At 64.3% G+C, this 13,354-nt stretch carries 12 protein-coding genes; 9 read left to right on the top strand and 3 right to left on the bottom strand.

Going from position 1 to position 13,354, the window contains the following annotated elements; genetic code table 11:
- Window positions 1–9: 9 nt before the first annotated feature.
- From CT676_RS36650 to CT676_RS36620, 7 genes are read left to right on the top strand one after another with little or no spacing between them, the layout of a single operon-like run.
- Window positions 10–1,260, top strand: coding sequence for an ABC transporter substrate-binding protein (locus tag CT676_RS36650; RefSeq protein WP_135216561.1), 1,251 nt, complete (start codon window positions 10–12; stop codon window positions 1,258–1,260).
- Window positions 1,261–1,294: 34 nt separating this feature from the next.
- Entirely contained in the window at window positions 1,295–2,530 is a 1,236-nt protein-coding gene (locus CT676_RS36645) for an ABC transporter substrate-binding protein (RefSeq protein ID WP_028155747.1), read from the top strand.
- Between the two features lie 41 nt (window positions 2,531–2,571).
- Window positions 2,572–2,952 (top strand): carboxymuconolactone decarboxylase family protein, encoded by a 381-nt coding sequence (locus CT676_RS36640; protein WP_135216560.1) that lies wholly within the window; start codon window positions 2,572–2,574, stop codon window positions 2,950–2,952.
- A gap of 15 nt (window positions 2,953–2,967) precedes the next feature.
- Window positions 2,968–3,738, top strand: a complete 771-nt coding sequence (locus tag CT676_RS36635; RefSeq protein WP_135216582.1) for an SDR family oxidoreductase — start codon at window positions 2,968–2,970, stop codon at window positions 3,736–3,738.
- A 19-nt stretch (window positions 3,739–3,757) separates the two neighbouring features.
- Complete coding sequence (locus tag CT676_RS36630; protein ID WP_135216559.1) at window positions 3,758–4,498, top strand: SDR family oxidoreductase; 741 nt, start codon at window positions 3,758–3,760, stop codon at window positions 4,496–4,498.
- A 23-nt stretch (window positions 4,499–4,521) separates the two neighbouring features.
- Window positions 4,522–5,235, top strand: a complete 714-nt coding sequence (locus tag CT676_RS36625) for a GntR family transcriptional regulator (protein ID WP_135216558.1) — start codon at window positions 4,522–4,524, stop codon at window positions 5,233–5,235.
- 26 nt (window positions 5,236–5,261) lie between these two features.
- The gene (locus tag CT676_RS36620; RefSeq protein ID WP_038941751.1) at window positions 5,262–6,236 is read left to right on the top strand and encodes a tripartite tricarboxylate transporter substrate-binding protein; all 975 of its coding nucleotides are present in this window, start codon (window positions 5,262–5,264) and stop codon (window positions 6,234–6,236) included.
- Window positions 6,237–6,248: 12 nt separating this feature from the next.
- On the opposite strand, the gene CT676_RS36615 is transcribed toward CT676_RS36620, so the two are convergent.
- Both CT676_RS36615 and CT676_RS36605 read right to left on the bottom strand, forming a co-directional pair.
- Complete coding sequence (locus CT676_RS36615; protein ID WP_135216557.1) at window positions 6,249–9,353, bottom strand: DEAD/DEAH box helicase; 3,105 nt, start codon at window positions 9,351–9,353, stop codon at window positions 6,249–6,251.
- 371 nt (window positions 9,354–9,724) lie between these two features.
- On the bottom strand, window positions 9,725–9,985 hold the full coding sequence (locus CT676_RS36605) for a hypothetical protein (RefSeq protein WP_071917581.1): 261 nt from the start codon (window positions 9,983–9,985) through the stop codon (window positions 9,725–9,727).
- Between the two features lie 117 nt (window positions 9,986–10,102).
- Here CT676_RS36605 and CT676_RS36600 point away from each other — a divergent pair, with 117 nt between their 5' ends.
- Window positions 10,103–10,834: a DUF3750 domain-containing protein gene (locus CT676_RS36600; RefSeq protein ID WP_135216555.1), complete on the top strand. Its 732-nt coding sequence runs from the start codon at window positions 10,103–10,105 to the stop codon at window positions 10,832–10,834.
- Window positions 10,835–11,144: 310 nt separating this feature from the next.
- On the opposite strand, the gene CT676_RS36595 is transcribed toward CT676_RS36600, so the two are convergent.
- A complete protein-coding gene (locus tag CT676_RS36595) occupies window positions 11,145–12,200 on the bottom strand; it encodes a LacI family DNA-binding transcriptional regulator (RefSeq protein WP_135216554.1) in 1,056 nt (351 codons plus the stop codon).
- Window positions 12,201–12,336: 136 nt separating this feature from the next.
- Between CT676_RS36595 and CT676_RS36590 the strand changes: the two genes are divergently transcribed.
- Entirely contained in the window at window positions 12,337–13,353 is a 1,017-nt protein-coding gene (locus CT676_RS36590) for a TRAP transporter substrate-binding protein (protein ID WP_135216553.1), read from the top strand.
- Window position 13,354: the final 1 nt, after the last annotated feature.

Genomic DNA, 13,354 nt, shown 5'->3' with positions numbered 1-13,354 from the left:
GACAACAAGATGAACAAGACATCGAAGGGCAGGATATCAAAAGGACTGACGCGCCGGACCGTGCTGTCGGGTGCCGCCGCCGTCGGCCTCGCCGGCGTGGCACGTGCGCAGGCGCCGGCCGAGGTCAAGGTCGGACTGATCGTGCCGCTGTCGGGCATCTACACCCGCCCCGGCCAGGTGATGAAAATGGGCGCCGAGATGGGCATCGAGCACATCAACGCGCAAGGAGGCATCAAGGCGCTCGGCGGCGCCAAGCTGAAGCTGGTGGTGATCGACTGCGGCGACACCACCGAGAAGGCCAAGAACGCGGCGCAACGCATGGTGGCGCAGGAACCCGATCTGGTCGCCGCCACCGGCTCTTATCTCTCGTCCTTCACCCTCGCCGTCACTGAAGTCACCGAGCGCGCCGAACTGCCGGTGCTGACGCTGTCCTATTCGGACCTGCTGACCGACCGCGGCTTCAAATACATCTTCCAGACCGCCGCGACCGCCAGCCGCCAGTCCGAGCTGGGCCTGCCGACGCTGATGAAGCTCGCCGAGAACGCGTCGGGCAAGAAGCCCAAGACCGTGGCGATGCTGATGGACAACACCGCGACATCCGTCGCCACCGCCAAGGCACTCAAGGAAAAGCTGCTCGCACAGGAAGGCCTCCAGCTTGTCGTCGAGGAAGTCTGGACCCCGCCGCTGTCGGATGCCACCCCGCTGATCCAGAAGGTCCGCTCGACCAAGCCCGATCTGCTCCTGTTCATGCCGAATGCAGTGTCGGATGCCAAGCTGGGGTTGGAGAAGATCAGCGAGTTCGGCCTCGGCCAGGGCAAGATCCCGACGGTGTCGTTCAGCATCACCATCGCCGAGCCCGACATGCTCCAGAGCGTGAGCCCGGAGACCGTGCAGGGCATCATGACCATCGTCGCCAACTGGGGCTCGAAAGGCCACGAGGCGCTGATCGCCGAGCTCAAGGCCAAATACAAGGAGCCCTGGATGACGCAGAACGTCATCTCGACCTATGGCGACATGTGGCTGATGAAGGAAGCACTGGAGAAGGCCGGCAAGGCCGACCGCAATTCGGTCGCACAGGCCTTCCGCACCATGGATGCCGGCCCGTCGAAATACTATCCGGGCGGTCAGCTCAAATTCGACGAGAAGGGCCGCCGCGTCGGCGCCGGCGTCGTCATCGTGCAATGGCAATCGGGCGTGCCTGTCACCGTCTATCCGCCCGAACTCGCGCAGGCGCAGCCGTTCTGGCCGAAGAAATCATGATGCGTCGCGATATTTTTCAGGGAGGAGAATTGTCATGACTGCAAAGAGCAAGATCACGATCTCGCGGCGAACATTGCTTGCCGGCGCCTCCGGTACGCTGATCGCATCCCGGGCCTGGGCGCAGCAACCTTCTGAGGTGAAGGTCGGCCTGCTGGTGCCGATCTCCGGCCTCTACGCCCGCCCGGGAACGGTGATGCGTGAGGGCGCCGAGATGGCGGTCGACCACATCAACGCGCAAGGCGGCATCAAGGCGCTCGGCGGCGCCAAGCTGAAGCTGGTCGTGCTCGATTCCGGCGACACCACGGAAAAGGCCAAGAACGCCGCCCAGCGCATGGTCGCGCAGGAGACCGATCTGGTTGCGGCCAGCGGCGCATACCTGTCCTCGTTCACGCTCGCGGTGACCGAAGTCACCGAGCGCGCCAGCCTGCCCGTCCTCACCCTCTCCTATTCCGACCTGATCACCGACCGCGGCTTCAAATACGTGTTCCAGACCGCGGCTACCGCAGGTTCGCAGGCACGGCAGGCGTTGCCCCAAATCATCAAGCTGGCGGAGACGGCCTCAGGCAAGCGGCCGAAGACGGTCGCGATCCTGACCGACAACACGGGGGCCTCGATCGCGTCCGCAAAGGCGATGCGCGAGGGCCTGCTGGCGGAGAACCAGTTGCAGCTGATCGTCGACGAGACGTTCACGCCGCCGCTGGCCGATGCGACGTCGCTGGTGCAGAAAATCCGTTCGGCCAAGCCCGATCTGCTGTTCTTCCTGCCGACGGTGATCTCGGACGCGAAACTGCTGCTCGAGAAGATGAACGAGTTCGGCCTCGGCCAGGGCAAGATTCCGACCATCTCGTTCGGCATCGCGATCGCCGAGCCCGACATGCTGCAAACCGTCAGTCCCGAACTCCTCCAGGGCGTGCTGACCTGCGTCGCAAGCTGGGGCGCCAAGGGCCACGAGGCGCTGATCGCCGAGTTGAAGACCCGCTACAAGGAGCCGTGGATGACGCAGAATGCGATCTCCACCTATGGCGACATGTGGGTGATCAAGGACGCGCTCGAGAAGGCCGGCAAGGCCGACCGCGTTGCCGTCGGCGAGGCGCTGCGCACCATGGATGCCGGCCCCTCGAAATACTATCCGCTGGGCGAGATCAAGTTCGACGAGAAGGGCCGCCGCGTCGGCGCCGGCATGACCATCGTGCAGTGGCAGTCCGGCGTGCCGGTGACGGTGTTCCCGCCCCAGCTCGCGCTGGCGCAGCCGTTCTGGCCCAAAAACTGAACTGAGAACTGACAACGCCGGAAAGAGAAACGGAGGACAACATGGACAAGGCGACCTACGACCGCGGGCTCGAAATCCGCAAGAGCGTGCTCGGCAACGAGTTCGTCGACAAGGCGATCGCATCCGCGGACGAGTTCAACCGTCCGATGCAGGACCTTACCACGGAATATTGCTGGGGCTACGTCTGGGGACGCGACGGCCTGACGCGCAAGACCCGCAGCTTCCTCAATCTGGCGATGCTCTGCGCGCTCAACCGCCCACACGAGCTGAAGACCCATGTCCGCGGCGCGCTCGCCAACGGCGCCACCAAGGAGGAGATCCGCGAGGTCTTCATGCAGGTCGCGATCTATTGCGGCGTGCCGGCCGGCGTGGATGCGTTCCGGAACGCGAAGGAAGTCTTCGTCGAGCTCGACAAGAAATAACGGAGCGTGACGACGATGAAGGGCAAATGGGCACTCGTGACCGGTGCGACCGCGGGCCTTGGCCTCGCCGTCGCGGAAGGCCTTGCCGGCGCGGGCGCCAATATCGTCCTTCATGATCTCGTCGCGCCGAAGCAGGCCGCGGATGACCTCCGCGCCCGCTTCGGCGTCGAGGTCGTCTCGGCCGCCGTCGATCTGTCCCGGCGCGAGGCGATCGAGGCCATGATGGCCGATCTGCTCGCCCGCTGCGGTGCCATCGATATCCTCGTCAACAACGCCGTGGTCAGGCATTTCTCCGCGATCGAGCAGTTTCCGCCCGATCGCTGGGAGCAGGCGCTGGCGGTCAATCTCTCGGCGCCGTTCCATTTGATCCGCCTGGCGCTGCCGGCGATGAAGCAGCGCGGCTGGGGCCGGATCATCAGCATGGGCTCGATCTATTCGAGCCGCGCGGTCGAAGACCGCATCGACTACGTCACCACCAAGACTGCGATTTTGGGCATGACCCGTGCGGTGGCGATCGAGACGGCGCGGAGCGGCATCACCTGCAACACGCTCTGCCCGGGCACGCTGCCGACGCCCGCGATCCTGAATAAGATCGCAACGATCGCGTCGAACAGCGGCCGTCCCGTCGACGATGTGACCAAGGAATATCTCGGCGAGCGCCAGCCGACGCAGCGTTTCGTCGAAATGAATGCGGTCGCCGCCATGGTCGTCTTTCTCTGTGGGCCCGCAGCAAACGATATCACCGGCGCCAGCCTGCCGATCGACGGCGGCTGGTCGGTCGCATGAAAGCATTGGGAGTGTTGCGATGACTGAACAATCGGGCCAGAGCGTCGTGCTGACGGGTGCCGCCGGCGGCATGGGACGCGCCATCACCAAGGCCTTGCTGGAAAGCGGCCGCCGCGTCGTGCTGGTCGATCGCGACGCCAAGGCGCTTGACGAACTCGCGTCCACGGCGGGCAACGCGGTGTTTCCGATCCAGCTCGACATTAGCGATGGGCAGGCCGTGGATCGCCTGCCGGACGCCATTCCCGCGCAGTTCAAGCCGGTCGACGTCCTCATCAACAACGCCGGGCACGATATCGGCGGGCGGACGCGGTTCGATGCCGGCTCCGCCGACGACTGGTCCAACATCATCCAGACCAATCTGATCGGCCTGATGCGCGTCACCCGCGCAATCCTGCCCGACATGGTCAGGCGCAACGCCGGCCATGTCGTCAACATCAGCTCCATCAACGCCGTCCGCATCGTCCCCGATATGGCCGCCTACAGCACCAGCAAGGCGGGCGTGCACATGTTCACCGAGACGCTGCGGGGCGAACTGGCGGAAACCGGCATCCGGGTCACCGAACTCCAGCCAGGCCTGACCCGGACCAACATCATCCTGACCCGCTACCGCGGCGACAGGCAGAAGGAAAAGGACTATTTCGACCAGTTCAGGATGGCGCTCGAGCCTGCCGATATTGCCCGTTCGATCGTCTTCGCCCTGGACCAGCCCGCGCACGTTCAAATTGCCGAAATGATGATTCTGCCTGTAAACCGGTACTGACTTTTCCCAACCAGGGTCCGGACATGGAAAGACGTAGCGAATTGCAGTCGACACTCCGCATCGAGGACGTCCCGACCGTCCGGGCGATGGTCGCGCAAAAGCTGCGCGAGGCGATCATGTCCGGAACACTCAAACCGGGCCAGCGCCTGGTCGAGCGCGAGCTTTGCGAGATGATGGGCGTCAGCCGGCCCTCGATCCGTGAAGCGCTGCGCGCCCTCGAAGCCGACGGCCTCGTCAACATCGTCCCGCACCGCGGCCCCGTGGTCTCCACGATCAGCCTCGAGGAAGCCCGGCAGCTCTACGCGGCGCGCGCGGTGCTCGAAGGATTCGCCGGCCGCGAATGCGCCAGAATCCACGATCCGGAAGTGGCTCGGCGGATCGGGGAAGCCTTGACGCGGCTGAAGGCGGCCGCGGCCAAGCAGGATCTCGTCGGAAGCCTCGAAGCCAAGACCGACTTCTACGCCGCGCTGATCGGCGGCTGCCGCAACGCCTTCATCGAGCGCATGCTCAAGCCGCTGCACGACCGGATCCAACTGTTGCGGATCACGTCGATGTCGCAGCCGAAACGGATCAACAAGAGCCTCCGCGAGGTCACCGCGATCTGGCGCGCGATCCAGAACGGCGATCCAGATCTCGCCGAGCGCTGCTGCGTCGATCACATCAATGCGGCTGCGGTGGCCGCGCTCGACATGATTGAACGAAACGCCGCCAAGGAGACGGCGCCTTCCGACGACTAGAAAAACAAGAATTCAGGGAGTGTTCGATGTTGTCTCTGGTACGATCGCTGATCCTGTGTCTCCTGCTCTTGCCCTGCGGCGCGGCAATCGCAGACGACTACCCCACCCGCCCGGTAACGATGATCGTGCCGTTCTCCGCCGGCGGCCCCGGCGACGTCATCGCGCGAATTCTCGGCAACGCCATGAGCGCTACGCTGAAGCAGTCCATCGTCATCGAGAATGTCGTCGGTGCCGGCGGCACACTCGGCACCAACCGTGTCGCCAAGGCCGCGCCTGATGGCTACACGCTGCTCCTGATGCATGTCGGCCAGGCCACTGCGCCCGCGCTCTACGCAAAACTGCCGTTCGATCCCGTCGGCGACTTCGCCATGATCGGGCTCGTCACGGACGTACCAATGATCCTGGTGGCCCGGCCGAATTTCCCGGCCAAGGATCTCGGCGAGATGATCGCGCGCATCCGCAGCGAGGGCGACAAGATGACTTTCGGCAATGTCGGTCTCGGCTCAGCCTCGCAGCTCTGCGGCCTGATGTTCATGAGCACCACCGATACGAAACTCTCGCAAATCTACTACAAGGGCGGCGGGCCCGCACTGAACGACGTCATCGCCGGCCATATCGACGTCTATTGCGATCCCGCGACGGGACCGACGCCCTATATCCAGTCGAACACGATCAAGGGCTACGCGATCACGAGCAAGACGCGCGTCGCGACACTGCCTGGCGTGCCGACCTCGGCCGAGGCCGGCGTTCCCGAATTCGATGTGACGACCTGGTATGGCCTCTACGCGCCGCGCGGCACGCCGAAGCCCGTGATCGACCAGCTCGTCGGCGCGCTCCAGACGGCACTCAAGGACCCTGCGTTGATCAGCCGCTTCGCCGAGCTCAGCATGGCTCCGGTTGAGGCCGAGCGCGCGACGCCGGCTGCGCTCGAAGCCTTCCTGAAGGCGGAGATCGCCAAATGGGGCCGGATCATCAAGGCAGCCGGAATCGAACCGCAGTAGGTCCCGCCTGCTTCACTCGTCCAGAAGCTCCAGGAATTCCTCGATCCGGCCGAACGGGTCCGCGTGCCCGCGGGCGGCGCAGACGACGCGATCGCCGTCGCGCTGGAGCGATCGCGCCCTGGATTTCCGCAGCCGCCCGGGGAGGAAAGTCGCGGCGACGGCCTCGGGCCCGACATCGAGCCTGACGATGCCACGCCGCTTGCAATCGATCCTGAGCCTGGCGGCCGCAAAGAAATCGCGCGCCTCCGGCGGGAGCCTGCCGAAACGGCGCGAGGTCTCCTCCTCCAGGTCTTCCAGATCGTCGTCGCTCCGGCATCTGGCGGCGCGACCATAGATCTCGAGCCGCATTGCTTCCGATTGCACATAACCTTCAGGCAACATGTCGCCGACAGGCAGATTGAGATCCGGCACCCACAGAAAGGCGCCCGAGTCGTTCACTCTTTCCGAGGCGAGCTTCAGGAGATGACTGTAGAGCACCGGTCCGAACACCTGCACGTGCCCGGACTGCTGTTCGGAAAACAGATCGCCGGCGCCCCTGAGGTCCAGGTCGCGCTCGCTGATGGCAAAGCCGGCGCCGGGCTTGCTGAACTCCTCGAGGACGGCCAAACGCTTCTCGGACTGTTCCGAGGTCGACTCCGTCAGCAGATAGGCGAAGGCGCGCGTTCCGCCGCGTCCCACCCGCCCCCTGAGCTGATGGAGCTGTGCGAGGCCGAACTTTTCGGGCCAGCACACCACGATGGTATTCGCGCGCGGGATATCGAGACCGCTTTCCACGATGTTGGTCGCCAGGAGGACGTCCGCCTCGCCATCGACGAAACTCATCATGCGGTCGTCGAGGTCGTCGACGGGCATCTTGCCATGAAGGCAGACGATGCGGAGGTCGGGCGCCAGTGATTGCACGCGCGCCAGCATCGGCTCCAGATCCTGGATGCGCGGGCAAATCAGAAAACTCTGTCCGTGCCGCCGCCGCTCGCGAAGCAATGCTCCGGCAATGGCCGCATCCGAAAGCGGAGCGATCTTGGTCACGATCGGAAGCCGGTGAACCGGCGGCGTTGCGATCACGCTGAGATCCCGGAAGCCCGCAAGACCAGCAGCGAGCGTGCGCGGGATGGGCGTCGCGCTCATCCAGAGCGTATGGGCATTCTTTGCCAGGCCTGAAAGCTTCGCCTTCTCCGCCGCTCCGAAGTGCTGCTCTTCGTCGATGATGACGAGGCCAAGATCGGCGAACTTCACATCCTTTGCAGAGAGCGCCTGCGTGCCGACAACGACTTTCAGCCTGCCGCTTCGCAGGCCCTCCTTGATCCCTCGCGTCTCCGGGCCGGAGGTCGCTCGCGACAGGCTTCCGACGTCGATACCGAGAGGACCGAAGCGCTTGCGGAAGGTTTCGACATGCTGCCGCGCCAGGACCGTGGTCGGCACCGCGATCGCCACCTGTTTCCCGGACAGCGCCACGGCGGCTGCCGCGCGCAACGCCACCTCGGTCTTTCCAAATCCGACGTCGCCGCACACCACCCTGTCCATGGGATGACCTACCGCGAGATCATCGAGCACGTCCTGAATGGCCTTCGCCTGATCGACCGTCGGGAAATACGGAAAACGCGCAACGAACCTTTCATAGAGTGGCCCGGGCGCGACCAGTTTCGGCGCGCGGCGGCGGTGGCGCTGGCTGATGTGCTTCGCGAGCGCCTTGGCGGCGACCTGAATCTCCGCCTCGGCCTCGGTCCGCCGCGCCCACCATGTGCTTCCGTCCGCCTTGTCCCGTGCCAGCTTGCCGGGCTCGGCCGCATACGGCCAGATCAAGGCAAGATCGGCCGGCGGCACGAGAACGGCGTTGTCTCCCGCGAACGCAAGCCTGACCATCTCGCGCCGCGATCCCGTCCCCATGGCGAGGGTCTGCAAGCCGTCGAGCAGAGCGAGCCCACGCTGCAAATGCACCACCGCCGCGCCGCGCTCCGGGACGTCCGGATGATCGAACGCGGCCGTCCAGGCTCTCGCCATGGGCTGGGGATGATGGGCTCTGCTGCCGAGCACGTCGGACGCGGTGACGATGACGAGAGGCTTGCGGCCGGCCCCGACGAAGCCGGCATCGAAGTCGGCCAGGAACGCCGTTTCGCGATCCCGTCCCTCCGTCGCCTCGCTCCAATCGGCGCAGCGCTCCGCCTTGATGCCGCTCATCCGCTCCATTGCGCGAAGGTCATCCTCGACGGCCGCGACGAACAGCACCCGCGACCCGGCGCGTTGCATGTCGTCAATAAATGCGCGGAGGATCTTTCTTGGCGATGAGGCTTTCGAGAAATCGGGCGTCGGCGTGAAGGCCGATTTTTGCGGAAGCACGCTGATGCTCTTCTTCAGCCGCTTCCAGTCCGCCCGTCCGAGATACTCGCGCTCCGCATCCCTGCGGCCAGCGGCCTCCTCGATGGTGCCCAGCCAGATATCGGCATGGCCCGGTACGCCGGCATCCACGATCCACCGCGCGCGAGCGCAATAATCCGGCAGCGTCGCCCGCTGTCCGCGCTTGCCTCCGAGCGCAATCTGTTCGGACATCGGATCGATCAGCAATTCCCTGGTCTCGTAGACGACCTCATGCTCGACCGGATCGACGGCAACGATCTTACGGATAACACCGTCGGAATGTTCGATCCTGAAAGGACCAAGTCCGCCCGCGGGAAACACCTCGAACGTCTTGCCGTGGAACAGGACGCCGCCCGGATATTCTGCCTCTTCGTCGAGGTCGTAGCCGAGAGCTTCCAGACGGCGCTCCAGCTCGGCTTCCGAATAGGCCGCGCCCACTTTCAGGCTGAGGCTGGTCTTTGACCAGCTCGCCGGCAGTGGCAGCCGCTCCATGATGGCTTCTGCGGTCGATACGAGGAAGACCGGCTTCCTTGCCTTGGCAAGGCGCCGCAACACCGAGCTCCGCCTGCCCGCGATCTCGCGCGACGGCTCCAGACCATCGAATGGCAGATTGTTCAGTCGCGGGAACACCAGCACGTCGACCGAAGGGTCGAGCGCGTGGATCACGCCGCCCAGCCGCTCCGCCCTGTTCTCATTGTCGCAGAGGAACACGAGGCCGTCGCGGCCAGACTTCTCCCATTGCTCGCGCAGATGCAGCGCCAGCATGCCGAGCGGCGATGAGGACGAGACCGTAGAACGCGACGCGCTCTTGCCTTTCGAGCCCTTGCTCTCTGTGCTCTTCGAACCCTTGCTCTTTGAACCCTTGCTCTTCGAGCTCTTGGTCTTCGGGCTCTCGCCTTTCGAGCTTTTGGCCTTGGTCTTTTTCGCGCCGGTCGCGGCCCGGGCTTTTTTGGTGGACGCCAATGTGTATCCAATTTTGTTTTAGAAATAGAGTCGCGCGCCGACGAGCCCTGCCGTAGAGCTCGGTCGACAACGCGGACTGGGCCTAAGCGCCCAAGCACGTCATTACAATTTCACGATTGCGTTGGAAAGCATGGATGCAAGCCCGGGAGGCCGCTTGCACGGCAAAATAAGGCCTACTGCAGGACCTTCGGCAGCACCACGACCACGTCGACGCTCTGCCCGAGGACTTGAGTCGCAACCACCGCGAGGTGATGCGAGAACTCGTCCTCGATCTCGCTCGCGCAGTCTTCGTCCCTGGCAATGGCGAACAGCAGATTGCCGTCGATCTCGTCGAATCGGATGCCGGCGAAGATGCGATCGAACGTCTCGGCGCCCGCGATGCCCGCGATTCGCGCCTGGATGGCTTGGTCTTCGATGAGGGACAGTTTCATCATAATCGGGAACATGGGGGCGCACCTCCCAAATGCAAGAGCGGAAGCGTGCTGGCGCGACCCGCCGGGCGAACTATATCGTGTCGTCCCGCCTGCCCCCGTCTGCCCTTGAGGAAACTCTTGATTCTCTTCCTGCTGCTGGTCTCCGTGCCGATAGGACTGTCGGCCGGACGCTATTATCTGTTCGGCGATGGCCGGGGCAATTGGCAGACGGCGGATCGCTCGAGCGCCGGCCTGTTGCCGCCGGCATCGGCCAATCCGGACGCGCTGATCCGGGTCTTTGCCGCGCGCACGGTGCGGTGGCGCAGCATTTTCGCCGTCCACAGCTGGATCGTCGTCAAGGAGAAAGGTGCCAGCACCTACAGCCGATACGACTACACGGCGTGGGGCGACCCGATCCGGAGCAACGGATTTGCACCCGACGGCCGCTGGTTCGGCGCCATGCCCGAAACCGTCGTGGCGGTCGACGGCGCACGGGCCGAAGCGCTGATCCCCAAGATCCGCCACGTCGTCGAGACCTACAAGTTCCGCGCCTACGGCGATTACAGCGCCTGGCCCGGACCGAATTCCAACACCTTCGTGCAGGCGGCGCTGGACGCCGTTCCCGAGCTTCGTGCCGTCCTTCCACCCACCGCGGTCGGCAAGGACTATCCGTACAGCGGACGCTGGGCCGGCATCACCCCTTCCCGCACCGGCGCCTACGCCTCGCTATCGGGTTACCTCGGCATGACGATCGGCTGGGTCGAAGGGTTCGAGATCAATTTCTTCGGCGCGGTGCTGGGCATCGACATCCGGCGGCCGGCGCTCAAGCTCCCCGGCATCGGCCGCCTGGGCGTCGCGGCCGGCCTGTAGAGCGCCTGCCGGCGCCTCGCCAAACAAAAAACTGAAAAACAACCCCATGCACAGTAGAACCGCCCTTGGCCGGTTGGTCGCGGTGGCGCGGCTTAAGTCGAGATGAGGCTTGGGTGAATTGCCTTGCGCGCGCAGAACGAGAGGCATCTCTCCTGCAACGCACGTTGAGCCGCTCGACGAGTCCGATGTCTTCAGACGCCGGTCATTTGACTCGTCGGGCAAAACACCGGCAAAATTGCATCGTGCCAATCAGGCCATGGATGCGCTCGACCAGGCCGACCATGGGTCCAGCAAGCCGCCTCCTTGGATCCTAGCCCCCAAGCGCCGGAATATTTTCGCGAAAGATGATTTCGCTGCGCGGCGCCTCGATGCCGTGCATGGCGCTGCGGCCGGCGCGCAAATTGTCGAAGATGCCGACACAGCTCATCATCGTGTTGAGCTGATTTTGAGTGATGACGGCATCCATCGTCCCATCGAGCAGAAAGCTGCGCGTATCCGAGGTCAGACCATGGCCAATGAAGACCACGTCGTGCGCCCGGTTCATTTCGTTCAGGGCGCGAGCGACACCGTCGGCGGCGCCGCCGATGTTGTAGATTCCGGCAAGATCCGGATGCTGGCCCAGCAGCATGCGCGTCTGGCGATAGTTGCGGTCGGCGTCATCGTGGCCTTCACGCAGGCCCACGACCTTGATCGCCGGGAATAGTTCTTCGAAGACGTGCAGAAAGCCCATTTCGCGTTCTTCGTGCGCGCGGTAGCTGCGGCTGCCCGCGATCATCGCGACCTTGGCCGGACGCTCGCCCAGAAAACGCGCGATCAGATAGCCGGCGGTGCGTCCGATCGAGCGATTGTCCAGTCCGATATAGGCCGCGCGGCGCGCATTCAGGATATCCGAGATCAGCGTCACCGTCGGCACCCCGTGCTCCGCTAATCGGTCGACGGCTTCCCTCACGACGGGATGCTCGAGCGCCATGAAAGCGATGCCGTCGGCCTTGTCGCGGGCCCGCCAGAGCTGACGTGCCAGCAGGTCGGGATTGAAGCCCTTGATGGTGTCGACCTGACAATGGACGTTGAAGGGCGCGAGCCGGCCGTCGGAATGCGCGATCAGCTGCCCGAGCGTGGACAGGAAGCGGTTGGTGCCGGCCGGCAGCAGGAACAGCAGCCGCATCGGCTTGGGCCGCATCGCCGCCAGGAGGTTCTCGGCCGGCATGTAGTCGAGCTCGGACGCGGCAGCGAGCACCCGCTGCTGCGTCATCGCCCGCACACCGGGCCGACGATTCAGCACGCGGTCCACCGTCGCCGTGGAGACGCCGGCCCGGCGCGCCACGTCAACGATGCGGCTCAGCGAAGGAGCCACTGGTTTATTCATTCCGGGGCCCAATCGTCGAATACATCAAAAACCATCACCTTTATCGTTTGACATGCTAGCTCAAAGTCGCAATTTTCGCATCAACATTGTCACAGAAACATCAAATAACATCAAATCGCTGTTGGAGGAGAAGCCCATGTCCCTGACCCGTCGGCGCGCCTTGCAAGCCCTGTCCGTCCTCCCCGCCGCGGGCTTGATCGGCGGTCTCTCGCGCCCGGCCCGGGCGGCCGACTTTTCGCTGAAATACGGCAACAACCTGCCGCTGACGCACCCCCTCAACATCCGCGCCCAGGAAGCCGCCGACCGCGTCGCCAAGGAGAGCAATGGCCGGGTCGAGATCGCCATCTTCCCGAACAACCAGCTCGGCGGCGACACCGACATGCTCGCCCAGGTGCGCAACGGCGCGCTGAACTTCTTCACGCCCTCCGCGCTCGTGGTCGCGACCCTGGTGCCGATCGCCGCGATCAATGCGGTCGGCTTTGCCTTTGCCGATTACGATCAGGTCTGGAAAGCGATGGACGGCGGGCTCGGCGCGCATATCCGTGCCGCTATGGCCAAGGTCGGCCTCCATACGTTCGAGAAGATGTGGGACAACGGCTTCCGCCAGATCACCAGCGGCGCCAAGCCGATCGAGAGCGCCAAGGACATGGACGGCCTCAAGATCCGCGTGCCCGTGTCTCCGCTCAGCATCTCCATGTTCAAGGCGCTCTCGTCCTCGCCGACCAGCCTGCAATTCAGCGAGGTCTATTCGTCGCTGCAGACACGCATTGTCGACGCGCAGGAAAATCCGCTGCCGATCATCCAGGTGGCGAAGCTCTACGAGGTGCAGAAGTACTGCGCGATCAGCAACCACATCTGGGACGGCTTCTGGTTCATCGCCAACGCCCGCGCCTTCAACGCCCTTCCCGCCGATCTCAGGACCATCGTCAGCAACGCCATCAACGATGCCGGCTTGAAGCAGCGCGAGGACATCAAGACGTTCAATGCGACCGTGCAGGCCGATCTCCAGCGCAATGGAATGAAATTCACCACGCCTTCACCGGACTCGTTCCGCGCAAAACTGCGCGACTCCGGCTTCTACGGCGAATGGAAGGGCCGCTTCGGCGACGAAGCCTGGGCGCTGCTCGAAGGCGCCGTCGGCAAGCTGGCCTGAG

Source organism: Bradyrhizobium sp. MOS001 (genome assembly GCF_004634465.1).
GTDB classification, from domain to species: domain Bacteria; phylum Pseudomonadota; class Alphaproteobacteria; order Rhizobiales; family Xanthobacteraceae; genus Bradyrhizobium; species Bradyrhizobium barranii.
This window is presented reverse-complemented; position numbering and strand designations above follow the sequence as displayed.